The following is a 23,960-nucleotide window of genomic DNA, read 5'->3' on the forward strand; positions in this document are numbered from 1 at the left end:
GATTCCCCTTTTCCCCGATTCATTCCGAACACCTCCCGCTGCAGGAGATGAGTCCGATGCGACCTTTGCTTGTTCTGGTTGTTAGTCTGTTTATCGGCGTCGCGATTGGCGCCGCTTCCACGCTTCCTCAGTGGACTGCGTCCAATGATTTTGGATCGGTCACGCAACCGCAGGTCGAGCGCGTGCAATCGTCCAATGATCCGATGCCCAACGCGGTCATCGTGGGCGACGCGGTCTTTGAGTTTGGCAAAATGAATGTCGACGCGACCGAAAAGCACACGTTCATGATTCGCAACGACGGCGACGCGCCGCTGCAACTGGAAGAAGCCGGCACCACTTGCAAGTGCACGCTCAGCACGTTGGCCAAGAAGATGATACCTCCCGGCGAAACGGTGGAGGTAGAACTGGAGTGGCACCCGATCTCCTACGCCGAATCCTTCATGCAAACGGCGACCTTGCGAACCAACGACCCGCGCAAACCAGAGTTGGAACTACGGATTCACGGCGCAGTCGTGCGAGCGATCTACATGAACCCCAACGAGGTGAATTTTGGTCACGTTACCGCCGGTGATGACCTCTCGGCCTCCGTTGACGTCGTCTCGGTCGTGAGCGACGATTTCCAGCTGACCGACGTCAAGCTGGTCGGCGATGAATCGGGAAAAGCGACGGCGAAGATTCTTCCGCTCAGCCCTGAAGAATTAAAAGCGACCGACGGAGGCCTTAGCGGCGGCAAAGTAGAAATCTTTCTTCCCCAAGGTTTGCCGATTGGCGCTACCAAGTTTCGTGCCGAGATTTCGACCAACGATCCCGAAGCCAAAATGCTGACGTTGCCGATCTCGGTTCAAGTGGGCGGCGACATCAATTTCATCTCGGCGGTCAAGATTAACCAAGATAAGAATGTCATGATGCTGGGGACCATCTCTGGCGAAAAAGGGAAAAAAGTCTTGGTCAACGTGTTGGTCAAAGGGCCCCATCGTGACGAGACCGAATTGAGCGTTACGAAAGTGTTTCCCGATTTCATGCAGGCGAAATTGGGCGAAAAAAAGAAGCTGAACAAAACGGCCATCGTCTATCCGCTCACTCTTTCGATCCCCCCCGATACGGCCTCTGCCTCCTTTTTGGGAGGGGAAACCGGCAAATTAGGTGAGATTCGTCTGGGAGTGAAGGGAAATCCACAAACCGAAGAAGTCAGCTTACGGCTCTATTTCGCAGTGGAGTAAAACAGGCAAATCCGGTAGAAGAAAGGGATTGTTGACCCCGTCAGCGCCAGGGCGAGAGGAGGGTCTGCACCAATCGCGCACCTTTCGGCAAACAGGGCCATTTCATGTTGACGATCCCAGTCCGCACTCTTCCAGCGACTCTGGTTCTCCTTGCACTCACTTTTGCGTTGGTTATTGGCTGCCAAAAGACAGAGACCGGAGGGCCTGAAGCGCCGCCGACCAGCGTCGCTTCGCCGGTTGATGTTGCTGCGCCTAAGGCGCCTGACAAGTCACCGCAGGCGATGAAGGAGGAAACGCCGCAGACTCCGAGCCTGGAAAAGCCTGCGGCGACCGATTCTCCTGCGGCGAGTAACGATCCGCCGCCGCTGCCGGCTCGTGAGCTCTTCGCCGGTTGGACCAAGCCGCGGCTTGCTCTCTTTTTGACCGGTGAGCAACATGGCTATATCGAGCCCTGCGGCTGCACCGGGCTCACCAATCAAAAAGGGGGACTCAACCGCCGCTTTACTTTTTTGAAGCAATTGCGGGAAGAACGGGGCTGGGACGTTGTCGCGCTCGACGCCGGCAATCAAGTCCGTCGCTTTGGTCGTCAGGCCGAGATCAAGTTTCAAACGACCGCCAATGCGATCAAGCAGATGAACTACGACGCGATCACGTTTGGACCCGATGACCTGCGGCTTTCGGTGGACGAAGTCTTTGTCGCCGTCGCCGACGTAAATCCCGATAAGATGCGTTATTTCGCCGCCAACGCCAGCTTGCTTGGCGCCACTCCCCGCTATCGCATTCTCGAAAAAGATGGCTTGAAGATCGGCGTCACCGGCGTCTTTGGCGATAGCCGCCGTGGTCAGGTCGCCAATGATGAAGTCGAATTCCAGCCTGCGCTGGAAGGATTGGCGATGGTTTGGCCCGAGTTGGAAGCGGCCAAGTGCGATTTGTACGTGCTGTTAGCGAGCGCTTCGCTCGAGGAGAGCCGCGAGTATGCGCGCAAGTTTCCTGGTTTTCGCCTGATCGTTTCGGCCGGCGGCGCCGGCGAACCGACCTTGGAAATGGAAAAGATTGAAGGGACTGACTCGCAAATGGTGCAGGTCGGCGTCAAAGGAATGTTCGCCGGCGTCGTCGGCATTTACGGCGACCATGCCGAAGAGCTGAAATACGAACGCGTGCCGCTCGACGCTCGTTTTCCCGATTCCGACGAGATGATGACCCTGCTGGCCAACTACCAACAGCAACTCGAAGCGCTCGGTTGGGGAGGTCTGGGGATCAAGCCGATTGAGCATCCGACCGGTCGTCAATTTGTCGGCAGCCAAGTCTGCGGCGAGTGTCATACGACGGCGATGGAGATCTGGGAAAAGACGCCGCATGCGCATGCGACCGAAACGTTGGTCCATCCGCCAGAGCGTTTTGAAGTGGCGCGCAACTTTGATCCCGAGTGTATCGCGTGTCACGCCGTCGGTTGGAATCAGTCGCAGTACGTGCCGTACAAGTCCGGCTATCTCTCGCTCGAAGAAACGCCGCTGATGACCGGCGTCGGCTGCGAAAACTGTCACGGTCCCGGCGCTGAACATGTCGCCGCCGAACAAGGCGAGTTAATGCTCTCCGACGAGCAGATCGCCGAGCTTCGCCAGTCGATGCAACTGCCGCTCGAAACGGCGCGTCAGACCTGCATCAAGTGTCATGACATCGACAACAGCCCTGACTTCCATCCAGCCGATACGTTTGACTCGTATTGGGAACAGATCGAGCACTATGGGGTCGATTAGTCGGGAAGGCTGGGCTCGCCAGTGAGCATGATGCAAGCACCAAGCGTTATTGTGATCGCCGGACCCAATGGCGCTGGCAAATCGACGCTTGCTCCTTACTTGCTGCGTGATCATCTCCGCGTTCGAGAGTTCGTGAACGCCGACGTGATCGCCCAAGGTCTCTCGGCATACGCACCGGAAGGCGCCGCGTTTGAAGCGGGACGAATCATGCTGGCCCGTCTGCACGAGTTGGCCGCGATGCGAAAATCATTTGCTTTAGAAACAACGCTGGCGAGCCGAAGCTATGCTCGATGGCTGAAAGAGTTGAAGACAAGCGGCTTCGAGTCGCATTTAGTCTTCGTTTGGCTTCCCGACGAGGAGACCGCGATTGAACGAGTTGCCGCGAGAGTCGCTCGCGGTGGACATAATATTCCCGAGGGGACAATCCGTCGACGATATCAATCCGGTCTCAAGAATCTTTTTAATTTATACATGCCTATTGTGGATGGCTGGGACATAATTAACGGATTGAGTGCGTCCAGCGACTCAATCGCTAGCGGGAATCAATTCGGCAAAATCAACATTCAAGCAGAAGAGATATGGCGGACAATTCAACATCAAGCGACGATCTAGATGCCCGCAGCGAAATCGCTCGTAAATTGGCCGATCGTCCTACCTGGATGCGATTGGTCCGCAAAGCGCAGATCGAAGCGATGAAAGCTCACATCCGCGAAGGCGTACCCTATGTCACTTGGCGAGATGGTAAAGTGGTTCACGAAATGACCCTCCCGCCAGACGCCGCCGAGTTTGAGTAACGTCGCTGTCGCTTGGTCTCATCCGAGCCTACGACAATTCCACTTTCCACTCTCGGCTTTCCCCTTTTCTTCTACGCTTCCGCCAATTGCAATGCGTTGACCGCGTCGCAGCCGCGGATGCAATGCTTGTCGGTGGCAAGTTCGGCGTCGAGGACCGTTTCTGGCGGCAATTCTAGGTAGACGCCGTCCGCTTCGATCTTCACCGGGAAGGTTTTCACGGCGTACTCTTCGCCGGTCAGGCATTCGCCCGATTCCAGCGAGAAGGTCTTCTTGTGCAACGGACAGGCAACCTTCGGCGTTTCTCCGACGGTGCCGATCATGCCGCGTGACAAGACGAAAGCATTCTTGTGAGGGCACATGTTTTGACACGCGTACCAATTGCCCTGGCTGGCGAAGTTGAAGACGGCGATTTGCGTTTGGCCATATTTGATCGCCGCGCCGCCATCGAGAGGAAAATCGGCGACTGCCCCTACACGAACCCAACTGCGCAGATTGGCCTGGCCGTTGTGATCGATCGTTTCGCCGTTTAATCCCTTCAATTCAACCAATGCGACATTTTCTTTCGGCCAGTCCGCAGGCCGCGCTTGATCGCGCTGCTCGATCAGCTCGATATCCAGTTGATGCTCATCCGTGTTGGCGAACTGCCGGAACCATTTTCGCTTCTCCGGATTGTTCACCACTTCTTTCCATTCGCATTTGTAAGTGTCGACCAGATACTGCATCTGCTTTTCCAGCTCTTCAGCGACCCCCAGTTTGTCGTCGATGACGACGGCTTTCAGATGTTCGAGACCACCTTCCAGTTTCTCCATCCAAGTGGCGGTACGCATTAATTTGTCGGCCGTCCGGATGTAGTAAATCAAAAAGCGATCGATGTAGGTGATCGCGGTCGCTTCGTCGATGTCGGCGATCAAGAGGTCGGCATGTCTCGGCTTGGCGCCGCCGTTGCCGCAGACGTAAAGGTTGTAGCCGTTCTCGGTTGCGATCAGGCCGACATCTTTGCACTGTGCTTCGGCGCATTCACGGACACACCCAGAAACGGCGAACTTCAACTTGTGGGGCGAGCGGAGCCCGCGATATCGTTCTTCGATCGCAATTGCAAAGCCGACCGAGTCGCCGATACCATAGCGGCACCAGGTCGAACCGACGCAACTTTTCACCGTACGCACCGACTTCCCGTAGGCGTGACCGCTTTCAAAACCGGCGTTGACCAGTTCTTCCCAAATCTCCGGCAACTCGTGCACTTGGGCGCCGAACAGGTCCACGCGTTGTCCGCCGGTGATCTTGGTGTAGAGCTTGTATTTTTTGGCGACTTCACCCAGCACGATCAGTTTCTCCGGCGTAATTTCGCCACCAGGGACGCGCGGAACGACGGAGTACGACCCGCCGCGTTGGATGTTCGCCAGGAAGCGATCATTCGAGTCTTGCAACGTTTGATGCTCTGGCTCCAAGATCTGATCGTTCCACAGGGAGGCCAGGATCGATGCGACCGCCGGCTTGCACGTTTCGCAGCCATGTCCACGGCCATGTTGGGCAATCAATTCGGGGAACGATTTGATCTCTTTCAGCTGTACGATCTCGTACAACTCTTGTCGCGTGTGAGAGAAGTGTTCGCACAGGTCGGTGTTGGCGGTCTTGCCGGCCGCTTTTAATTCAGCAGTCAGCAGATCGGTGACCAGCGGCATGCAGCCGCCGCAACCGGAGCCGGCCTTGGTGCACATTTTTAATTCGCCGACGGTGTCGATTCCTTCATCTCGAATCGCTTCGCAAATGCGGCCTTTGGTGACGTTATTACAGGAACAAATCTGGGCGCTGTCGGGCATGTCGGCTACGCCGCCAATCGCGCTTTTGTCGCCGCTGCCGCCGGCGCCGATCAATGTCGCCGGATCGCACGGCAGCGGAGCGTCGCTCTTGCTCAAAATCAACAGCGTACCGTAGTCGGAAGCGTCGCCGACCAGCATGCCGCCGAGCAAACGCGAGCCGTCGGGCGTAAACAGCAGCTTTTTGTAGATCCCTTTGAACGGGTCTTCCCAGACCAGCGGTCGGGCTTCTTCGGACGGCAAGTTGTATTGACCAAAGCTGGCGACGTCGCAGCCCATCAGTTTGAGTTTGGTCGACATGTCGGCGCCGTTAAACGTACGCTCTTGTCCGCAGAAGTTGGCGGCGGCGATCTCGGCCATGTCATATCCAGGAGCGACCAGGCCATAGATCATTCCGGCGTGCGCCGCGATTTCGCCGATGGCGTAGATGTTCGGATCGGAAGATTGCAGGCGATCGTTCACCACAACGCCTCCGCGCTTGCCCAATTCCAATTGGGAATCTTTCGCGAGTTCGTCACGCGGACGAATACCGGCCGAGATGATAATCATGTCGACGTCCAGCGTCGTTCCATCGGTAAAGAGGATCTGTTGCACATGACCATCGCCGCGGATCTCTTTGGTCCCTTTGTTCAATAGAACTTTCAGGCCGAGCGCCGAGATCTTTTCGATCAACATTTTCGAGCCGGCTTCGTCCAACTGCCGCGGCATGACTCGGCCGTTGTATTCAATGACGTACGTTTCTAGATCGAGATCATGGGCCGCTTTGGCCGCTTCCAAGCCAAGCAGCCCGCCCCCGATCACGGCGCATCGCTTACTTTTCTTGCCATATTCGATGATTCGTTCCAAGTCCTCGATCGTGCGATAGACGAAGACTCCGTGATGCTTCACGCCGGGCATATCTGGGACAAACGGGTAGGATCCAGTCGCCATCACGAGGTGGTCATAGTGAATCGCCGCTCCGCGGTCTGAATAGACAATTTGCGCTGCGCGGTCGATTCGATTGGCTCGATCGCCAATGTGCAACTCGACTTCATGCTGCTTGTACCAGTCCAACCGGGCGAGCATCAGCTTTTCGGCGTCGCGATGTGCGAAAAATGAAGTCAGTCCGACCCGATCGTACGCGGCGCGCGGCTCTTCGCAAAAAGTGACGATTCGATATCGTTGAGCGATGTCCATTTCGATCATTTTTTCGACGAATCGATGGCCGACCATGCCGTTACCGACGACGACGATGGTTTGCGGATCGGGGGAGATCATAACTCTGCTCGTATCGAAAGAGGGGACGAATGGGAGGACGGACCGCAGGGGCCATTCGTTGGAAAAGCAAGTCATGTGCCGCAGAAATCAGGCTAGAATCGCACCGCTTGAGGCTTCGCTAACCATTGCTATGAAAGCAGGTTGCGCCGACGCGGACAAAGAATGGCCGCTGGTGACTCCGGAATGCTCAGACAACGGCGGCGTTCCGATTTCGCGGATGCCGCGCCGTTGTGCAGATGTCGCATGGCCGATCAGGTCGTCGGGCGTCGCCACAAGCCGGGGGTAAAGATCACCAGCAGCGGGAAAATCTCGATCCGCCCCAGCAGCATCAGCGCGGTGAAAACCAGCTTGCTGCCGATCGAGAATCCGGAGAAGTTTTTTGATGGGCCAAGCGCACCTAGCCCAGGGCCAACGCCGTTGATACAAGCGGCCACTCCGGTCGCACAATCAAGCATCTTGACCGGCGGCGAGTGCCCTGCTTCGAGCCAAGCCTGATCCGGCTCTAGAAATAGCAACATTAGCCAAGCGGTAATAAAAACGAAGCCGATCATGCCGAAATAGATGAAGACTTCGTTCGTCAACTCGTCGGAATCCTCAACCGCTTTGCCGTTGAGACGCATCGTGGTGATCAAGCGAGGGCGAAACGTTTTCAGAATGTAAATGTAAAGGGACTTCCAGAGCACGACGTGACGAATCACTTTCAAGCTGCAACTAGTGCTGCCGGCGCAGCCGCCCACAAACATAATGACAAATAACATGCCGCGGCTGAATTCGTTCCAATGGTCAAAGTCGTTGGTGCCAAAACCGGTATTGGTTTGGACCGAGATGACATTGAAATAGCTATAGCGGAACGCCGTGCCGACATTCGGAAAATCATGATGCCAAAGTCCGGCGATCATCACCGCGCCGATGACGCCAAACAGGATCGCCAGATAGGCCCAAAGTTCGGTATTGATCCACAGCCGCGTCCATTGGCCCAGCAGCACGGCGTACAGCAGCGAGAAGTTGACGCACGCGATCATCATGAACGTGCCGATCGTCATTTCGATCGCGATATTCTCGAAATGAGCGACGCTGGCGTTGTAGGTCGAGAGCCCGCCGGTGGCGATCGTGCCAAAAGAATGACAGAGCGCATCAAACAGGTTCATTCCTTCGATCATCAATAGCAGCGTCAGGATGATATTCAGCCCGACGTAGATTCCGGCGAAAATCCAGGCGCTATGTTGCGAACGCGTGGTGCCTACTTCTCCCTGCGGACCGACCGACTCGGTCATCAGCAGCGCCTTGCCGGCTGATCCTTGACCGAGCAGCGCCACAAACAGCACCATGATTCCCAGCCCGCCGACAAAGTGGGTCTCGCTGCGCCAGAAGAGCAGGCACTTCGGCAGCATGCTCTCGTCTTCAATGTCGTTCATGATCGTCGCGCCGGCTCCGGTAAAACCCGAGGCCGACTCAAACAGATCATCGACGACCAGGCGGACGATGCGCTCGCGGCTTTCGCTCCCTTTGACATGTCCCAAGATGAAGGGGAGGGCGCCGACAAAGGTAAAGATTAACCAGCTGATTCCGACAATCGCAATCGCTTCGCGGCGATAGAGAGGCCCGTGCGCGTTGCGCCCGGCCAGCAACATGCCGCCGCCGAGCGTCGCCGCGATTGCCGCCGATGACAAGATGGCGAAAAAACCGCGGGTATCAAAATGCGCGCCATGTCCCAGCCAAGGGATGGCCCATGGCAGCGCAAACAACATCGCCGCCGCCAAGAGCAGCGTCACGACGCCCAGGTACTTGCTAAGCAGCGGTAGATTCATCGTTGAATCATAAAGCGAGAGGCGAAAGCCTTTCGCAAGGCTATTTTTGTAACGCTGCTTCCACGCCGGGAACGTCGGCGGCGCCGGCGGGGATTTCTAGCTTGGCGCCGACAAACGCGTCGCCGATCGGTTCAAAGCGTCCCCCCAGATTTTCAGCCAAAAAGGCTTCGGTCACGGCGTTGAACGCAAAACGATTTTCGGGTTTCGCGAAACCGTGTCCTTCTTCGGGGAACAGCACGTAAGTGACGGGGATATTCTTTTCTTCCATCGCTTTGACAATCTGATCCGCTTCGGCCTGTTTGACCCGCGGATCGTTGGCGCCTTGGCCGATCAAGAGCGGCTTGGTGATCTTGTTGACAAAGTTGAGCGGCGAACGGCTGTTGAGGAATTTGATTCCCTCTTCGCTCTCATGATCGCCAACCCGATCCTTCATTACCGGCATGAACGGCATCCAGTAAGGCGGGACGTTGTTCAGCAGCGTCACCAAGCTTGAAGGGCCGACGATATCGACGCCGCAGCAGAACTTGTCCGGCGTGTAGGTCAAACCAACGAGCGTCGCGTATCCGCCGTAGCTTCCGCCCATGATCGCAACCTTGTCGGGATCGGCGATTCCCTGGGCGACGGCCCAGTCGACGGAGTCCAGCAAGTCATCATGCATCTTGCCGGCCCACTCTTTGTTGGCGGCGTTCAAAAAATCTTTGCCAAATCCGGTCGAACCGCGATAGTTGACCGAGAGGACCGCGTAACCGCGGTTGGCCAGCAGTTGATGCATGGGGTTAAAGCCCCAGTCATCGCGCGCCCATGGTCCGCCGTGGACGTCCAACACTAGCGGCAACGGCTGGGTCGTCTGCATGCCGCCATCGGGGTTTGAGCCTTTCGGCAGCGTGAGATAGCTGACCAGCTTCAAGCCGTCGCGAGCGTCGATCACCACCGGGTGCATCTTGACCAGCGGCAATTCGGCCAGTTCGGGCTGGCTCGAGAAGAGGAACTCCGCCTTCTTTTCGTCGCCGCGGTGATACAGATAGAAATCAATCGGCCCATCATCGCGAATGTAGGCGACGGTCCAAAGATCATCTTTCAGCGTGCGGCTGGTGACTTGGATTTCGCCATCTTCTTGTTCTTTGAGAAACGCGAAGTCGGCTTCCAGCGATTTATCCAGAATGTCCCACGTTTGCCGTTCGTAGTTGAATGCGACCGCTTGGATCGTCTTTTCGGTCGGGTGAGTCAACACGCCGGAGATATCGGCTTTGTCGTTCTCGGCGATCAGCTTCTCTTCGCCGGTTTTGAGATCCAGCGACTTGAGCGCGGCGGTGTTCCGCTCGCGGCTATCATACATATAAGCAATGTCGCCGCTTTTGTCGAAGCCGGCGATACCGGTCGTCATCGCGTCGGCGGCGTCGATCTTGAGGAACTCTTTCCAGTCTTCTTTGCCGTCGGTTTCGGTCGGCGTCAGATACATCTGACCGGCGTCCGGCGTGTAGGTCATCGCAAAGCGGACCTTGTAGTTGTCGTCGGTCAAAAAGCCGGCGAAGCCGGGGTTCTCTTGCAGCAGCTCTTTTTCGCCGGTCTCAACATTCAAGCGATACAGATCATGTAACTGCGGATTGCGATCGTTCAGCCCGATCAAGATTTCGTTGGGGAAGTTCTCGCTGACGTTGTCGATCTCGGCACGAATCTTTTCGAGCGGCGTGAGGTCTTTGATTTCATCGGTCGTCAGATTGACGGCGTAGATGTGGAAGTTTTCATCCCCATCTTTGTCTTGCGTGTACAGAACGTGATTGTTGGTGTACGACCAGCTAAAGCTGCGAATCCCGCGATGCGTGTCCTGGGTGATCGGTTTGGCGTCTTTGCCGAGCGATGCGGACGAGCCGACCCAGACGTTGAGCACGCCGTCGACCGGAGCCAGATAGGCGAGTTTCGTTCCATCAGGGCTCAAACGAGCACGGGCTTTCTCGGGATTGCCAAAAAACTTACGGCGAGGGATCAACGGCACGTCGCTCATATCGAAGGCTTTCTTCTCAGCAGTGGGTTGGGTGGCTTCCGGCTTCATCTCGGCTGGTTTTTCTGCGGCGGTCTCGGGCGGTTGAGCGGTTTCGCCCAAGGAGACGTCTGGAGCGCTGACATTTGACGCCGGCGAAGATGCCTGGTCAGGCGAAGGAGTACATCCGCCTAGCGCCGCGAGCGTCGCAATCCCCAGCGCCAAGTTACAGAGCAGCCGTTGCAGATCAGTCATGATGAGGTCCCTTCCGTGATGGCCGGCCGCCATAGATTGGCGGCCCGTTCAACTTTACCCAACTAGCAGCGTCTATCAGGATAAAGGATCGCAAGCGGCAAGCCAACGGAGGGAGCGATATTCTGTGAGACGCTAACTTTTGCCCACTTGGACCGCGCCGCCCATATTGGCGATGCCGGGACCGTAATACTGCTTTCCTAATGGCAAGATCATCGGCTCTTCATACGGCCGATGCGGCAGCATCGTCGCGAGTTCGTGCAGCTGTTCCAGCGTTTCCGGCTCCAGCGGCCCTAGTTTGGCGCCGTTAACGCTCGCTTCGAGCTGCTGCCGTGTTTTGGCGCCGATCAGCACCGTCGAAATATCGGGGTTACTCAGCACAAAGCGAAGGCAAAGTTCGGGCAAATCGAAGCCGGTCTCTTCGACAAACGTATAAAGCCGCAGCAGTTGTTCGCGGCGTCGGCGACTCATCCAGTAAGGGCGATCCAAAACTTCTTTGTCGAATCGTCGACTCAAAAAGCCTTGTCCCAGCGCCGAGCCGATGATGACGCCCATCCCTTGTTCTTTAGCCGCCGGCAGCAGTTCTTCTTCCGCTTCGCGAAAGAGCAGGTTGTAGTTGAACGCCGTCAGCAACACGTCAAACAGGCCGGTGCGAACCAGCGACGTCATCTCGGCGACGGTGGTGCCGGCCAGACCGATCGCTTTTACCTGGCCAGACGCTTTCAGCTCTTGCAGCAGATCAAGGACCGGGCCAGCGAGGGGGCGAAAACTGTTCCACCAGTTGTATTGCAAGGGACGATCCGGCTCATGAATCAACAGAATGTCGATCTGTTCGCGTCTCAGTAGGCGGCGGCTTTCGGCCAACGATTCTTTGAGCTGGTCGACATTTTGTGGATCGAAAGGAGTCGGCCGACCGCCAAACTTGGTCGAGACGATAAACGGCTTGCCCGAATCTTGCAGCGCTTTGCCCAGCGTCGCTTCGCTGTCGGCATAGGCGGGGGCGGTGTCGCAGTAGTTAATTCCCATTTCGGCCGCAGCCGACAGCAGTTGGGTGGTTTCGTTTCCTCCGCCGCCCAAAGAGGACGTATAAAGTCCGCCCAGCGACAGTTCGCTAACTTGAATTCCGGTATGACCTAAAGGGCGGAGTTGCATGAGCGGGGCTTACCTGCGAAGAAGATTCGGCGGAATACGTTGTTTAGCATAGAATAATGAGAGCCGATTTACCAATTTACCGGTTTGGATGAGTGTCGCCATGGACCTGCCGTTAAGCGAAAAAACCGAGTCGCTGATTCAAAAGCATCTGGCCAGCGGCAAGTACGACAGTCCGCAGCAGATTGTCGAAGAGGCGTTGGAGCAATTTGACCAACATGCGGCCGCCCTGGCGGAAGTGAATGCAAAGCTAGAGGTTGGCCTCGCGGATTTGCGTGCTGGGCGCTTTCGTGAGATCCGTACGGAGGAAGATGTTGCGTCGCTGAAGAAAGATGTATTTCAAAGGATTAAAGAACGTCATGAGCTAGAGGACTAAATGTTCTATCAGCTCTCGGCGGCTGCGGAATCCGATTTGGATGCAATCGTAAACTATCTTTTTGGCGAAAGTCCGGTTGCCGCCAGCAAGGTATTTGATGATTTGACCCAACGTTTTGAATTGTTGTCAACACAGCCGTTGCTTGGCGAAGTGCATCCTGGCCCGCGGCATTTTCGGCGAAGTATTGTCGGGAATTACGTCGTCTTTTATGTTCCGTTGAATGCTGGAATTGAAATAGCACGTATTCTTCACGGCAATCGCGACATCACGGCACTCTTGCGGTAACCATGACCGACTCTTCTAAAAACAGCGACGCCGAGAACCCCTTCGCTTCGCCCAATTGCGATGCGCCCGACCGACCGGTTCGCGATTGTCCCGACTGTGCGGCGCCGATGGAGTACGGGATGATCACCTCTTACGCGCCGATCAAATGGCGCATTCTCGATCGTTCGATGCTGGAACGCCTATTGGCCGGCGGCGATGAGCCGGTGGTCGGTTCGGACTTCGCACTACGACTGGGACCGTTTCGCAGCGACAGTTTTCGCTGCCGGATTTGCGGGATGATTATCATCGCGCCCCGGAGTGAACAGCCAAAGAAAGAGTCGAAGAAAGCGTAGCGTTACGTCGGCTTATGGAATTCGCTGCGGAAGACGTCCAAATCGTTCTTGCGCATGCGACGTTCAAAGTGGGTGCGGTAGTCGAGATCGTGCTCGGCCGGGCGTTCCTCAACCGGCAGCGGGCCTGCGAGCTGCGTATTGTCATGCAGCAGTTGGACCGTCATGTCAAAGTATTCTTCGACATCGGTCCAAAAGTGCAGGATGCCGCCGGGAATCAGTACGCGCTCAATCTCTTTCGAGAAGGTTTCGTTCATCACGCGACGGCGATGATGACGCTTCTTCCACCAGGGATCGGGGAAGTAAACATGCACTGCGGCGGCTGTCGCGTCGGGAAAGACTTCGGGGAAGAGCTTCTGCCCATCGCCGTGAACCATGACCGCGTTGGTGCGACCCTCTTTCGCCAGGCGATAGCCGGCGAATTCGGCGTACTTGAAAGCGATTTCGATTCCGAGAAAGTCGCGCTCGGGAGTTCCGCCGGATGCGTTGCGGAGGTAGAGCCCCTTCCCGCAGCCGACTTCGATTTCTAGCGGAGCGATTCGCCCGAACAGCGCTTCAGGATCCCAGGGACGCGGCACTTGTTCGGCCGTGCGAAAGTTGCGACTGAAGTCGACGCTGGGATTAAGTTTCGGAAGCGTTTTGCGGCCCATGATGAACTACGAAAGAGGCGGGGCCGATTACAGATTTTTCGGAAGAGGAATGCCGCGAATCTCTCCCTCGCAAACCAGGCGTTCGTCAATGAACCCCTGAAAACGGCAGACGATGATTCGACCGGCGCGGCCCTTGGTCTTTTGCAGCACGATCACCAAGCGTTTGCCGGGTTGTACGATGCCGCGAAATTTGACCTGATCGAGTCCACCGAACCCGAGCTGATAGTCGCCCATCAGGTTGTGGCGCGTGACGTACCACGAGCTGACCTGAGCGGCCGCTTCGCACATCAAAACGCCGGGCATCAGCGGAAAACCAGGCATATGTCCACGAACCCAGAATTCATCTTCGGCCAGATCTTTGTATCCGACGCAGATGTCCTTCTCGGTGTCTTCGTAGACGATCGCCGTCAACTGCTCCATTTCGAAGCGTTGTGGGTTCAACTCGCGAATCGCTTCAATATCAGCGATGACGTTGTTGCAGTCGATCGTCGCGGGATCGAGGATGTATTCTTCGCGCGGCACGGCGCCACACTCCTCCGCAGGCGGTCAGCGAAACGTGAAAATCCCAACAAGCGGGACGAGACTAGGTCTTGATCGAGCGACGCTTGGCTTTGCGAGCTTTGGCGCTGGCAGGACGTGCGCCATGATTGGCTTTTTTCAATTTGCGGTGCGGTTTGGCCATTTTCTTTATTCCTGGTGCTGCTTAACTTTGCAGGTCGGTGGTTACGAATCCCAAATTTTAGCGTGCAAGACGCTTGCGGGAAAGGACCATTGCCTGTCCCCGCTGGCTGGGGGTTCTATCTGGGGGAGCGACGGACCGGAATAATGGTCGCTCGGCCTGATTCTTTGTCGCCGTCGTCGGCGGCGGAATGCTTCGGCGGAACCTCCTGCTGGCCCCCGAAGGAGGACTCGGCGCTGCGATCTTTGGCAGGGGGCATTTCTTTGTCAAAGTCGCTCAGCAGGCCGGGGCGAATTCGTTTACGCGTCGCTTCTGGTTTCTGTTTACGATTCGGATCGTCTTTTTTCAAATTCCAGGTGATTGTCGAGAGAAACGCCGGCAGCACGATCAGCGACGTGAACAAGCAGCAGGTCACGCCGATGGTGAGTACGCGACCCAGACTTTGCAGCCCTTGATGATCGGCCAGCATCAGTGAGCCGAAGCCGATCATAGTGGTTAGCGACGTGATAAGGACGGCCGCGGCGGTCGACGCCGAGATCCGATATCGCTTGCCGGCCTGGCAGCGGAAGTCGTGCAGCACATGCACGCCGTCGTCGATGCCGATTCCCAGGATCAACGGCAGCACGATCATGTTAGCCGGGTTCAACGGAATATCCATAAACCCCTGAATGCCGAAGAGCATCGCACCCCCAAATCCAACCGGAGTCAGCGCCAGCAGCGAATGTCGTAAGCTGCGGAAGTCGAGAATCAGCACGATCAACACCGCGATCAGCGAATAGATCGCCGCGTGGACATAGCTCTTTTGCATTTGCCGCGAAGCGTAAAAGGTTTGCAGCGGCTGGCCGGTGACTTGCGAATCGACCGACTGCACTTCGTGTACGAAATCGGCCAGCGATTCCATATCCCAAATATCGCCGTTGGGATAGATCCGCAGCAAGTATTGATTGTTCTTGCCGACGAACCGGGTCACGAGCGCTTCCGGAAAATCGTCAACGTCCGGGGTCTCGGGGTCAGACACCGCGTAGAGCGAATGCATCCGCGTCAGTAACTCGCCGGCGGAGCGTTGTTGCAGCGAACGCATCAGCGCTTCGTAGTTTGCCTGGGGCATCGTGCGAAGCAGTTCCCGCGCCTGACTAATCCGGCGGCGCGCTTGCAGCGCTGTCGCGTCGTCGCCTGGCAGCAGTTGTTGTGCTTGGGCCAAGATCTGCGCCAGTTGCGGGGCCGGCGGGATCGGCAGAGCCGGCGGATACTCGGGCAAGTTGGTCAAGCGTGAGCGAATCCGCTCAATCTGCGCCGATCGTTGCTCGTCATCCGGCGGCAACAACGAGGCGATCTCTTCGACATGATCGACGTTCGCGAGCTTCTCGAACGCCTCTTTCCGCGCGATCAGCTCTTGGCGACTGCCGGCGATGGACAACGCGAACCAAACGCTGCGATCCGTCTCTTCCAGCAGCTTCTTTTCCCACTCGACGCTCTCGAGTCCTTGCGCTTGCAAGTTGAGCAGGTTGTGGTCGTAGTAAAGCTTCGAAGCGCCGGTTGAGAGAAAGAGGCACAACGCGAGCGACGCGATCAACGTCGCTCGGGGCGCTTGCATCATCGGTGCGATCCAGCCGTCGATCCGCAGCGGATTTGGCAGGAGATAGCGATTGCGATTGCGATCGGCCAGGACAATCATCGCCGGCAACAGCGTAAAGGCCCCGATCAGGCAGACAATAATGCCGCCGCCGGCGATCACGCCCAACTCGGCGACGCCGGTAAATTCGGTCAGCGCGGCGGTGAAAAAAGCGATCGACGTGGTTGCGGCGCCGGTCACGATACCGGGCCCCACGCTGCGCGACGTTTCGATCAGCGCTTCGCCGCTATCGCCGATCCGCTGCCGCAGTTGCAGATACTTAGCGACATAGTGGACGCCGAAGTCGATCCCCAGCCCGATCAGGATGACGCCAAACGAAACGCTTAAAATGTTCAGGTGTCCAATCGAGATCGTGACGAAGCCAAAGCTCCAGGCCAGGCCGACGATCAAGGTGCCGACCGCCAGCAGGGGATGCCGCAAACCGCCGAAGCCGGCGATAAACAGCACCGCGACGCCGATCAAGCTGAGCACGCTCGACAGGATCATGTCCTTTTGACTGCCCTCCATCTCGTCATTTTCCATGACGGGCAAACCGGTCAGGCCAATTTGCACTTCGGGATGGCCCGCTTGCACGTTGCGGATGATTCCGCGTAGGCGACGGATCGCTTCGCCTCCTTGCGAGAAGCTTGATTCATTTTTGACCAGGCGCAACAGGACAAAGCCCATCCGTCCTTCGTTGGCGGTGAAATACTCCGAGTCAAGTTGGCTCATCACCGAGAGCGACTCGTGCGGCTCATTCCAAATCGACGTGTTCGATCCATCTTCGCGCAACGCATGCAGCAGGCCGTCGGCCAGACGATTCATCTCCGCGGCGGCTGCTCGTTTCTGTTGGGGCGAATCGATCAGCAGTCGTTGATTAGCGCCCCAGAGAAGTCGATCAAAAGAGATCGCTTCCCATTGTCCGCTCAGCACCGGCTGCAGCGCCGCGAGTTCACCTTCCATTTCTGCGAGTTCATCCGGCGGCACATAGTGCAGGCCTTTGGCGCGAACATTGGCCAGACCTCGTTCGTGCAGCACGGCGTAGAACGATTCGCGATTCGCCGAGAGCCGACTGTAGAGCGCTTCCAACACCGGAGAGACGTTCTCTTTGGCGTTCCCTTCGACGACGACCACGACGTCGTCATCGGCGCCAAACTGCTCGAGATATTCGAGCCAGAGTTGGTTGTAGTTGCTGTTGGGATTGATCAGGTCGAGTCGGCTTGTGCGGAATCCCAACGACTTGGTGGCGCCGATGACCGAAGCGACCGCGACCAGCAGGCCTAACACGATCACAGTGACCGGATTACGAACGACGACGCGCGTCAGCTCGGCGAGCGGCATCGCTAGCATCGAGCGGTCAGCAGCGGACTCGTCAGGCGACCCGGGCGACATGAACGAACTTTCAGGGCTACGTAGAGCAGACAGAGAATCAGCGCTAACGACGAGCGCCAGCGGGGGATTCTAGTGAGACCGTGACGTAGGGGAAAGAGCGAACTGCCGCAGATGCTAGCGTCGGACTACGATTTCAGCCCGAACCAGTTGCTTAGCGATGGGCTGTTGAACGCTTCGATCGCCCCTTTTTCGTCCTTCTGGATGTCGAACACTTTGTTCAGCTTCATCAATTGGAAGATTTCGTTGATTTTGGGGCCGACACCGCACAGTTTTAGTTTGACCTTGGCTTCTTTGCACTTCTTCGACAGATGGATCAGTTTGCCGATCATCGCCGACGACATGTATTCGACGCCTCGGAAATTGACGAGCAGCTTTTTGGCGGTGACCGCCTCTAAGACCAAGCGGTCAAATTCGACGCCGATTCGTTCAATCGCCGCCTCGTCCAGGATGGACGACTGTTGGAAGTCGGCGACGACGACTTCGCTGTTGTCACGGACTCGCAAGTAACTGTATTTGAAGCTCATATCTGGGTCCTCCGTGCTGAGACGCAACGGTGATGGCTGATCTTGATAGTCTCTTCGAGGGGATCTCCCGTGGATAGGGGAAATCGCCCTGATGTAGTTAAACATGGCCTGAATCGGAGCCGCTTGCCAGCGAAATCGTGGAAAGAGGTTAGAGAAGGGACAGAGGCGATTGGAGAGAAAGTGATTGGCAGCCCCTAAGAGAAGGGGAGTGGGGATTTTGTTGCAAAAACTTATACGCTCGTTGCGTAGTGTAATTTTCTTGTGTATATTATAAAATCTTGAACCCTCTGTTGTGGGGTTATGGATTCATTATTCGCCTTTATTTCTTCTCTTTCCCTCTTTTCTTAGAAAGTCTTGCCGTGTTTTCCAAGAAAACGCCTCGAACCGGCTTTACGCTGGTCGAATTGCTGGTGGTCATCGCGATCATCGGCGTCTTAATCGCTTTGCTGTTGCCGGCTGTGCAGCAGGCCCGCGAAGCGGCCCGCCGGATGAGTTGCAGCAACAACATGAAACAGCTGGGGCTGGCGCTGCACAATTACCATGACACGCACGGTTCATTTCCGTCTGGTAACTTGACGACCAAAACCGAGTATCCACCCAAGTCGAGCAACGATCCGGATGGCACGATGGCGCCGTGGACGGTCTTGCTGCTGCCCTACATCGAGCAGGGTAATCGGCATGGTCAGTTCAATTTTAAGACGAACTTTGCATCGCATATCAATCAGACGACGGTGACTAATTCGGCCTTTCAAAATCTGCCGAACGAAGCGTATCAATGTCCGAGTTTTCCGCGCGAGACTTTGCGGTTGTTGCAAAACAACTATTTTGGCGTCATGGGAGGAGTTGGAGCCGATGGCAGCGTCGCTCGTCAGACCTCGCCTTACGAGATTTATGACAATGGTCTCTTATTTCAAAATTCGGCGACCGGCATGCGCGACATCACCGATGGTACGACCAACACGGTGATTATCGGCGAGTCAATCGATCAATACCTGGGGGACAACAGTACTCCCACGCATCATGGTTGGGCGCAAGGCGCTCGAACCCATTCCACGGTCAATGGATATCTGAACAACGTAGCGGCGACCAAAAACCCCATTAACCGCGCCAAAGATTTGGCGGCCGCCAGCGTGCATCCTCATGTGATTTGGCAAACCACCTTCGGCAGCAAACATCCTGGCGGTTGTCAGTTCGTTTACGCGGACGGATCGGTCCATTTTATGAGCGAAACGGTCAATCTGGTTCTTTATCAACAGCTTGGCGTTCGCAATGACGGCGGCCCTGTCGGTAGTTTGACGAACTAGAAGGGGCATCGCAATGCATAGTAAAAATCGAGCGTATGGGCTCGCCGGCTTTCTCTTGATTACGGTCATGATCGCCGGCTGCGGGCGTAGTGATGGATTGCAGCGGACGGTCGTCTCGGGAACCGTCTCCTATAACGGAGAACCAATTTCCCGCGGAGCGATCTGGTTCGTACCAACCGCGTCGGTCGGAAATCAAGCGCCGACCGGTTTCGCCGTCATTCAAGAGGGACGCTACGCAACCGCAGCCAACAAGGGACCGGTATCCGGTCTCTACACGCTCAAGATCACCGGCTTCGACGGAGCCGAACCAACGGCTGCTGAGAAAGAAGAACTGCTAGGGGGCGTTTTTCCTGGGCATCCGCTCTTTCCCGAGTATGTCCAAGAGCACGAGATTGCCGGCGATACGATGACGCTTGATATTGAAGTGCCGAAAGCAGGCGCGAAGAAGTCGCGGCGATAGCGGATTGCTTGCTGGACAAATTGTGACTCAGCGTTGTCGACAGGTCGCCAAGGAGATGTCGATTAGAGCGCCGCGTCGTAGAGCGACTTCAGCGACGTCGCGTCGACTTCACGGGGATTGAAGGTCCCAGTCCATTGCTTGGCGGCGTCGATACCCAGCTGCGTTGTGCTGCCGGGATCTACGCCCAGCGATGTCAGCTCGGTCGCCAGATCGGCTTGCGACACCAACTGTGTCACAAAGTCGGCTAGCGCTTCGGGGTGATCGCCGCTGGGGAAACCGTCGATCGGCACATCGACTTGCAACAGTTCGCGATACCAGTCGCCGACCAGCTGACTGTTGTAACGAATTACATGCGGCAACATCACCGCGACTGCCTGACCATGCACGACGCCAAACTTGGAGGTTAGCGGGTTGGCCAGCGCATGCGCCGCGCCGAGCATCGAGTTTTCAATCGCCAGTCCGGCGAAGCAAGCGCCCAATTGCATCCCGCCGCGCGCTTCCAGATTGGTCGGATCTTGCAGCACTTGCGCGTAGTTGCTGGCCAGCATCCGCCAGGCGCCGCGACTGAACGCCAGGCTGCAACTATTGCGACGCCGCGTGACGAAGGTCTCCAACGCGTGAGCAATCGCATCGATGCCGGTCAGCGCGGTGACGCGTTGCGGCTGAGTGACGGTCAGCTCGGGATCGAGCAGCGCAATCTTGCAACTGGCTTTGGGATCGCCGCACGCCATTTTTACATGGGTCTCGGCGTCGGAGATCAGCGCGAACGATTGCGTTTCGCTGCCGGTTCCGGCGGTTGTCGGCACGGCGATCATCGGCAGCATTTCGCGAGTCGCTTTGCCGACGCCCCAGTAGTCTTGCATCTGACCGCCGTTGGTCAGTAGAAAGTTGATCCCTTTGGCGCAGTCCATCGCGCTGCCGCCGCCGAGACCGACGATCAACTGCGCGTCGGTCGCCTTCGCCAGGGCGACGCCGGCGTCGACGTTGGCGGTCGTCGGATTCTCTTGCACGCCGTCAAACAGCACGGTTTCGAGGCCGGCGGCAGTCAGGGAGTCGATCCCTTTTTGGCTGTGGCCAGCTTTCACGACGCCGGGGTCGCTGACGACAAGCACGCGCTTGGCGCCTTGTTCAACGGCCAAAGCGCCCAGTTGAGCGACCACGCCTGGGCCAAAGACGATGCGCGTGCGCGGTTGAAAATCAAACGGGATCATGCAAGCCTCTTCCGTTCCAGCGATACTCGATTTACCCGTGTCTCCCTACGAAATCGCCCGCAGTCAACGACGGCGGGCGACGCAAATCTATTCGCTTAAACCGTGGCCACTTCCAGCGGCGCCATTTGATAAGCGCGGTTGCGAAAGAGGAACTCGATCAGGTTGCCTTCATGCGGCTGCAGCCAATCGAGCTTGATCGTCGGAATCGGCCCGATGTTCAAGCGATCGATGTTGGTAGCGTCGGTCAGTTGCTGCGCCCAGGTCTCATCGCCGGTGATCGCTGTTCCGACCAGCGTATACCCGATCTGCTTGATCATCTGATCCTGCGGGCACTGGACGACGCTGACGAACGGGAACATGTATTCCTTCTTCGCGACGGCTCGTTCGGGACTGTCGGCATGGATGACCATCGGCTTCAGGTAGTCGCAACGTTCATGCTCTTCCAGGCGGGGCCCAAACTTCTCGGTCATGTGGGTCACGCCTGACTCGGCCAGGTCTTGCTCGATCATGCCCCAGACGGCCGGCGCCATTCCTTTTTGCGTGAACGCGGCGAGCGACGCTTCGGGATCGGTTGGGTCTTTCGGCTCGACGCCGCCGATCCGTTCGGCGATCGCCGCGGCGATCTCTTGCGTGTGCCGCGAAGCCCAGACTCCCGACGCGTTAATGCAACTGCGACCGCTGTTGGCGAAGACGCTTTGCACCATCAAATCGAGATAGCGCTCCCAATCGTCGACCACGTCATCGCCCAGCAAAATCTTGCTGAAGCCGGGGCCGTGCGCTTGAACGCGCGGATTGCCATGATACTGGTCAATCGTTTGCTGGCCGCCAAAGACCATCGAGCGATCGCACGACGCCAACAAAGACGCGCCGACATCACCGCCGGCGCCGGGATACAAGCCGAACGCTTCGGCCGGCACGCCGGCTTCGACCATCGCATAGTAAATCCGATACGGTGTCCACGGCTCTTTGCCGCCGGGCTTGAGCACCAGACCCAATTGCAACGGAATCGCCGGCAGCCATAAGGTATGCACGCCGGGCGAGTTGGAAGGCAGCACGGCGCCCAGCACCGGGCTTTGCGCCTGATAGCTGACGGTGACGCCGCGATCCTCTTTGCCGTAGCCGCGCGAGAGAATCTCCAAATCCAAGCCGCGGGTCAGCGAGTCGAGGATCAAATTCATGTTCGACAGCGCGTAGGCGTTTTTCTCCATGTTGAAACGACACATGTTTTCCGGCAGGCCGGTAGTGGCGCTTTGAGCATGAACAAACTCGGCCGGAGACTGCGTGCCGTCGCCCATCGGCAACGTCGCCGTCATGAACAGGTCAGCCGCTTTTTTCAAAATCTCCAGCAGTTCGCTCGAGGGGATCTGACGCAGCGCATCGCGGGCCTTTTGGGCGAACCGCATGTCCCGTTTCAAAAGGCCGCCGCCCACCTGGCTGAGTTGGGCGATCGGCTCGCCGGTGGCGAAGTGAACGACATCTTCGACCTCTAGCGATTCGTACGGCTTGCCCCAACGGATGGCTGGAATTTTGAGCATCACGATTCTCGCAGTTGAAAACGGGGGAGCGATCAAAAAATGACGAATGTCGAAACCAAAATGTCGAATGACCAATTCGACATCTCCATGCGCCACTGGCCTTCAGCCAGTGTCTTCAATGTGGCGACCTACCCAGGTTGGCTGGTCGCTCGTCCTACCAACCGCTTTCCCTCGCTCGCGCTGCGGGCTAGTGTTCGGTCGGTTTAGGCATTCAACTTTTGTTATTGGTCTGCACAGCGGACCCTACGTCGATTTCATTTTACCAAAGCGACTAGTAAACGCCGACGGTAGTGCTGGATGCGATGCCGTGGAAAGGGCGAACTCCGCTGACTCCGTCCCAGGGGTATTTGTCGAACGGCATTTCGCGTTCGCCTTCGTCTCGTTCCAGGAAGCCAGGGACGAAGAATTCTTGGGTCAACGTCGTCAGTTTCACGCGGCCGGTCTCGCCATAGGCGACGGTTTGCATCGGATCGTCAAAGCTGACGACTTCGGTTACGGCTCGCGGTTGCGGAGCGTAGTAACTGATCTTGTAACCTTCGGCCGCCGTAACCGGCTTGCTGCAGGCGAGCCCCATCAGCGTGTTGCCATAGGTGGGCGTCATGTAGATGCCGCTTTCCTCGGGAGGGCCGCCGAACAGCTCTTCGACGCAGTAGCGGGTCCACTGCGGCGTGAACTCGGTGCCGCCGCTGAAGATGCCGGTGATCCCGACTTCGGCTAGCGACGTTCCTCGTTCTTCCAAGCCCAAGCAAAGCGATTCGATCAGCTTTGGCGTGCCGAACATGCACTTCACGTCATGACCGGCGGTCAGCACGGTGATCGCCTGATCGATGCAGTGCTTCTTGTATTCTTCCAGGTGCTCCATCCAGCCCTTCTTGATCAACTTGACCACCCAGCGGGGATCCAAGTCGATGCAGAACGAGATGCCGCCGCGATACTGGGCCAGATGTTCGACCGCGAGACGCAAGCGACGTGGCCCCGACGGGCCAAGCATCAGCCAGTTGGCGCCTTTGGGGAAGTACTGATCGGGCAGCGTGTGGCTGAAGTTCTCGTAGTCAGTGCGAAAGTCGTTGATCGCGATGCGGCTTTTGGGAACGCCAGTTGTGCCGCCGGTTTCAAAGACGTAGACCGGATCGTTCTCGAACGCCTTGGGAACCCAGCGACGAACCGGTCCGCCGCGGAGCCATTCGTCTTCGAACAGCGGGAACTTTTTGATGTCTTCGTAGTTCTTTACTTCGGTCAACGGATCGAAGTTGAGCTCTTTCTTCTTCTCGAGCCAGAAAGGGCAACCGGTCGACTCGTGGAAGTGCCACTGGACGGTCTCGTACGCCTGTTGGTCGAGCTTGTCCTTGGCGGCCTGGGCTTTTGCTTGAATGTCAGCCGACAAGACGCTTTCGCCAGAATTCATCTTCACCACCTACGCAGGAACATGGGGCAGTAAAATCGCCGCGCGGCAGGCGAAGTGGAGGGAAGAAAATGCAAGCCGCGGGCCTGTTTCTATCAACATAGAAAGAAAAGGTTGTTTCGACAACCATTGTGGGACGGAATAAATTTGGGGAATGCTCCCACAAAGC

The 23,960-nt window shown here is 57.0% G+C and carries 21 protein-coding genes; 9 read left to right on the top strand and 12 right to left on the bottom strand.

All coding sequences use genetic code 11. From position 1 onward, the window contains the following. Positions 1-56: 56 nt before the first annotated feature. From M4951_RS03605 to M4951_RS03620, 4 genes are all read left to right on the top strand, one after another. The gene (locus tag M4951_RS03605) at positions 57-1,220 is read left to right on the top strand and encodes a DUF1573 domain-containing protein (protein WP_262025119.1); all 1,164 of its coding nucleotides are present in this window, start codon (positions 57-59) and stop codon (positions 1,218-1,220) included. 104 nt (positions 1,221-1,324) lie between these two features. Further along, on the top strand, positions 1,325-2,977 hold the full coding sequence (locus M4951_RS03610) for a multiheme c-type cytochrome (RefSeq protein WP_262025120.1): 1,653 nt from the start codon (positions 1,325-1,327) through the stop codon (positions 2,975-2,977). Between the two features lie 27 nt (positions 2,978-3,004). Next, positions 3,005-3,589: an AAA family ATPase gene (locus M4951_RS03615; protein WP_262025121.1), complete on the top strand. Its 585-nt coding sequence runs from the start codon at positions 3,005-3,007 to the stop codon at positions 3,587-3,589. Then, the gene (locus M4951_RS03620; RefSeq protein WP_262025122.1) at positions 3,556-3,771 is read left to right on the top strand and encodes a hypothetical protein; all 216 of its coding nucleotides are present in this window, start codon (positions 3,556-3,558) and stop codon (positions 3,769-3,771) included. Before M4951_RS03615 ends, M4951_RS03620 begins: the two co-directional genes overlap by 34 nt. Positions 3,772-3,842: 71 nt before the next feature. On the opposite strand, the gene nirB is transcribed toward M4951_RS03620, so the two are convergent. The 4 genes from nirB to M4951_RS03640 all read right to left on the bottom strand — a co-directional run bounded on the left by nirB (position 3,843) and on the right by M4951_RS03640 (position 12,035). Next, positions 3,843-6,845: a nitrite reductase large subunit NirB gene (gene nirB, locus M4951_RS03625; protein ID WP_262025123.1), complete on the bottom strand. Its 3,003-nt coding sequence runs from the start codon at positions 6,843-6,845 to the stop codon at positions 3,843-3,845. A 251-nt stretch (positions 6,846-7,096) separates the two neighbouring features. Further along, on the bottom strand, positions 7,097-8,653 hold the full coding sequence (locus M4951_RS03630) for a TrkH family potassium uptake protein (RefSeq protein ID WP_262025124.1): 1,557 nt from the start codon (positions 8,651-8,653) through the stop codon (positions 7,097-7,099). 40 nt (positions 8,654-8,693) lie between these two features. After that, a complete protein-coding gene (locus tag M4951_RS03635) occupies positions 8,694-10,886 on the bottom strand; it encodes an alpha/beta hydrolase family protein (protein ID WP_262025125.1) in 2,193 nt (730 codons plus the stop codon). Between the two features lie 132 nt (positions 10,887-11,018). Then, positions 11,019-12,035 (bottom strand): aldo/keto reductase, encoded by a 1,017-nt coding sequence (locus tag M4951_RS03640; RefSeq protein ID WP_262025126.1) that lies wholly within the window; start codon positions 12,033-12,035, stop codon positions 11,019-11,021. Between the two features lie 100 nt (positions 12,036-12,135). Here M4951_RS03640 and M4951_RS03645 point away from each other — a divergent pair, with 100 nt between their 5' ends. Genes M4951_RS03645 through M4951_RS03655 form a run of 3 tightly spaced genes read left to right on the top strand, consistent with a single transcriptional unit; the run spans position 12,136 to position 13,025 of the window. Beyond that, positions 12,136-12,408, top strand: a complete 273-nt coding sequence (locus M4951_RS03645) for a hypothetical protein (protein ID WP_262025127.1) — start codon at positions 12,136-12,138, stop codon at positions 12,406-12,408. Further along, on the top strand, positions 12,409-12,693 hold the full coding sequence (locus M4951_RS03650; protein ID WP_262025128.1) for a type II toxin-antitoxin system RelE/ParE family toxin: 285 nt from the start codon (positions 12,409-12,411) through the stop codon (positions 12,691-12,693). A 2-nt stretch (positions 12,694-12,695) separates the two neighbouring features. Then, entirely contained in the window at positions 12,696-13,025 is a 330-nt protein-coding gene (locus M4951_RS03655) for a PF20097 family protein (RefSeq protein WP_262025129.1), read from the top strand. Positions 13,026-13,027: 2 nt separating this feature from the next. Here M4951_RS03655 and trmB read toward each other — a convergent pair whose 3' ends face one another. From trmB to M4951_RS03675, 5 genes are all read right to left on the bottom strand, one after another. Further along, entirely contained in the window at positions 13,028-13,672 is a 645-nt protein-coding gene (gene trmB / locus M4951_RS03660; RefSeq protein WP_262025130.1) for a tRNA (guanosine(46)-N7)-methyltransferase TrmB, read from the bottom strand. A 27-nt stretch (positions 13,673-13,699) separates the two neighbouring features. Then, on the bottom strand, positions 13,700-14,194 hold the full coding sequence (locus tag M4951_RS03665) for a 3-hydroxyacyl-ACP dehydratase FabZ family protein (RefSeq protein ID WP_262025131.1): 495 nt from the start codon (positions 14,192-14,194) through the stop codon (positions 13,700-13,702). A gap of 61 nt (positions 14,195-14,255) precedes the next feature. Next, positions 14,256-14,354, bottom strand: coding sequence for a 50S ribosomal protein bL37 (locus M4951_RS25620; protein WP_002651174.1), 99 nt, complete (start codon positions 14,352-14,354; stop codon positions 14,256-14,258). 115 nt (positions 14,355-14,469) lie between these two features. Further along, positions 14,470-17,355 carry an MMPL family transporter gene (locus M4951_RS03670; protein WP_262025132.1) on the bottom strand — a complete coding sequence of 962 codons (2,886 nt, stop codon included), beginning with the start codon at positions 17,353-17,355 and terminating at the stop codon, positions 14,470-14,472. A gap of 125 nt (positions 17,356-17,480) precedes the next feature. After that, a complete protein-coding gene (locus M4951_RS03675; protein ID WP_262025133.1) occupies positions 17,481-17,879 on the bottom strand; it encodes an STAS domain-containing protein in 399 nt (132 codons plus the stop codon). A gap of 359 nt (positions 17,880-18,238) precedes the next feature. Here M4951_RS03675 and M4951_RS03680 point away from each other — a divergent pair, with 359 nt between their 5' ends. Together M4951_RS03680 and M4951_RS03685 are read left to right on the top strand one after the other, a co-directional pair. After that, entirely contained in the window at positions 18,239-19,183 is a 945-nt protein-coding gene (locus M4951_RS03680) for a DUF1559 domain-containing protein (protein ID WP_262025134.1), read from the top strand. A gap of 13 nt (positions 19,184-19,196) precedes the next feature. Continuing rightward, positions 19,197-19,643: a hypothetical protein gene (locus tag M4951_RS03685; RefSeq protein WP_262025135.1), complete on the top strand. Its 447-nt coding sequence runs from the start codon at positions 19,197-19,199 to the stop codon at positions 19,641-19,643. A gap of 62 nt (positions 19,644-19,705) precedes the next feature. Here M4951_RS03685 and M4951_RS03690 read toward each other — a convergent pair whose 3' ends face one another. The 3 genes from M4951_RS03690 to M4951_RS03700 all read right to left on the bottom strand — a co-directional run bounded on the left by M4951_RS03690 (position 19,706) and on the right by M4951_RS03700 (position 23,794). Next, entirely contained in the window at positions 19,706-20,854 is a 1,149-nt protein-coding gene (locus M4951_RS03690) for an iron-containing alcohol dehydrogenase (RefSeq protein ID WP_262025136.1), read from the bottom strand. A gap of 95 nt (positions 20,855-20,949) precedes the next feature. Beyond that, a complete protein-coding gene (locus M4951_RS03695) occupies positions 20,950-22,389 on the bottom strand; it encodes an aldehyde dehydrogenase family protein (protein WP_262025137.1) in 1,440 nt (479 codons plus the stop codon). Between the two features lie 271 nt (positions 22,390-22,660). Further along, positions 22,661-23,794 (bottom strand): hypothetical protein, encoded by a 1,134-nt coding sequence (locus tag M4951_RS03700; RefSeq protein WP_262025138.1) that lies wholly within the window; start codon positions 23,792-23,794, stop codon positions 22,661-22,663. Between the last annotated feature and the right edge of the window lie 166 nt (positions 23,795-23,960).

Origin of the sequence: Blastopirellula sp. J2-11 (assembly GCF_024584705.1) — a bacterium.
Taxonomy (GTDB): domain Bacteria; phylum Planctomycetota; class Planctomycetia; order Pirellulales; family Pirellulaceae; genus Blastopirellula.

Excerpts from the sequence above, each read along its gene's own strand:
- M4951_RS03605 (WP_262025119.1), top strand. The coding sequence starts at position 57 with ATGCGACCTTTGCTTGTTCTGGTTGTTAGTCTGTTTATCGGCGTCGCG.
- M4951_RS03610 (WP_262025120.1), top strand. The coding sequence starts at position 1,325 with ATGTTGACGATCCCAGTCCGCACTCTTCCAGCGACTCTGGTTCTCCTT.
- M4951_RS03615 (WP_262025121.1), top strand. The coding sequence starts at position 3,005 with ATGATGCAAGCACCAAGCGTTATTGTGATCGCCGGACCCAATGGCGCT.
- M4951_RS03620 (WP_262025122.1), top strand. The coding sequence starts at position 3,556 with ATGGCGGACAATTCAACATCAAGCGACGATCTAGATGCCCGCAGCGAA.
- nirB (WP_262025123.1), bottom strand. The coding sequence starts at position 6,845 with ATGATCTCCCCCGATCCGCAAACCATCGTCGTCGTCGGTAACGGCATG.
- M4951_RS03630 (WP_262025124.1), bottom strand. The coding sequence starts at position 8,653 with ATGAATCTACCGCTGCTTAGCAAGTACCTGGGCGTCGTGACGCTGCTC.
- M4951_RS03635 (WP_262025125.1), bottom strand. The coding sequence starts at position 10,886 with ATGACTGATCTGCAACGGCTGCTCTGTAACTTGGCGCTGGGGATTGCG.
- M4951_RS03640 (WP_262025126.1), bottom strand. The coding sequence starts at position 12,035 with ATGCAACTCCGCCCTTTAGGTCATACCGGAATTCAAGTTAGCGAACTG.
- M4951_RS03645 (WP_262025127.1), top strand. The coding sequence starts at position 12,136 with ATGGACCTGCCGTTAAGCGAAAAAACCGAGTCGCTGATTCAAAAGCAT.
- M4951_RS03650 (WP_262025128.1), top strand. The coding sequence starts at position 12,409 with ATGTTCTATCAGCTCTCGGCGGCTGCGGAATCCGATTTGGATGCAATC.
- M4951_RS03655 (WP_262025129.1), top strand. The coding sequence starts at position 12,696 with ATGACCGACTCTTCTAAAAACAGCGACGCCGAGAACCCCTTCGCTTCG.
- trmB (WP_262025130.1), bottom strand. The coding sequence starts at position 13,672 with ATGGGCCGCAAAACGCTTCCGAAACTTAATCCCAGCGTCGACTTCAGT.
- M4951_RS25620 (WP_002651174.1), bottom strand. The coding sequence starts at position 14,354 with ATGGCCAAACCGCACCGCAAATTGAAAAAAGCCAATCATGGCGCACGT.
- M4951_RS03670 (WP_262025132.1), bottom strand. The coding sequence starts at position 17,355 with ATGTCGCCCGGGTCGCCTGACGAGTCCGCTGCTGACCGCTCGATGCTA.
- M4951_RS03675 (WP_262025133.1), bottom strand. The coding sequence starts at position 17,879 with ATGAGCTTCAAATACAGTTACTTGCGAGTCCGTGACAACAGCGAAGTC.
- M4951_RS03685 (WP_262025135.1), top strand. The coding sequence starts at position 19,197 with ATGCATAGTAAAAATCGAGCGTATGGGCTCGCCGGCTTTCTCTTGATT.
- M4951_RS03690 (WP_262025136.1), bottom strand. The coding sequence starts at position 20,854 with ATGATCCCGTTTGATTTTCAACCGCGCACGCGCATCGTCTTTGGCCCA.
- M4951_RS03695 (WP_262025137.1), bottom strand. The coding sequence starts at position 22,389 with ATGCTCAAAATTCCAGCCATCCGTTGGGGCAAGCCGTACGAATCGCTA.
- M4951_RS03700 (WP_262025138.1), bottom strand. The coding sequence starts at position 23,794 with ATGAATTCTGGCGAAAGCGTCTTGTCGGCTGACATTCAAGCAAAAGCC.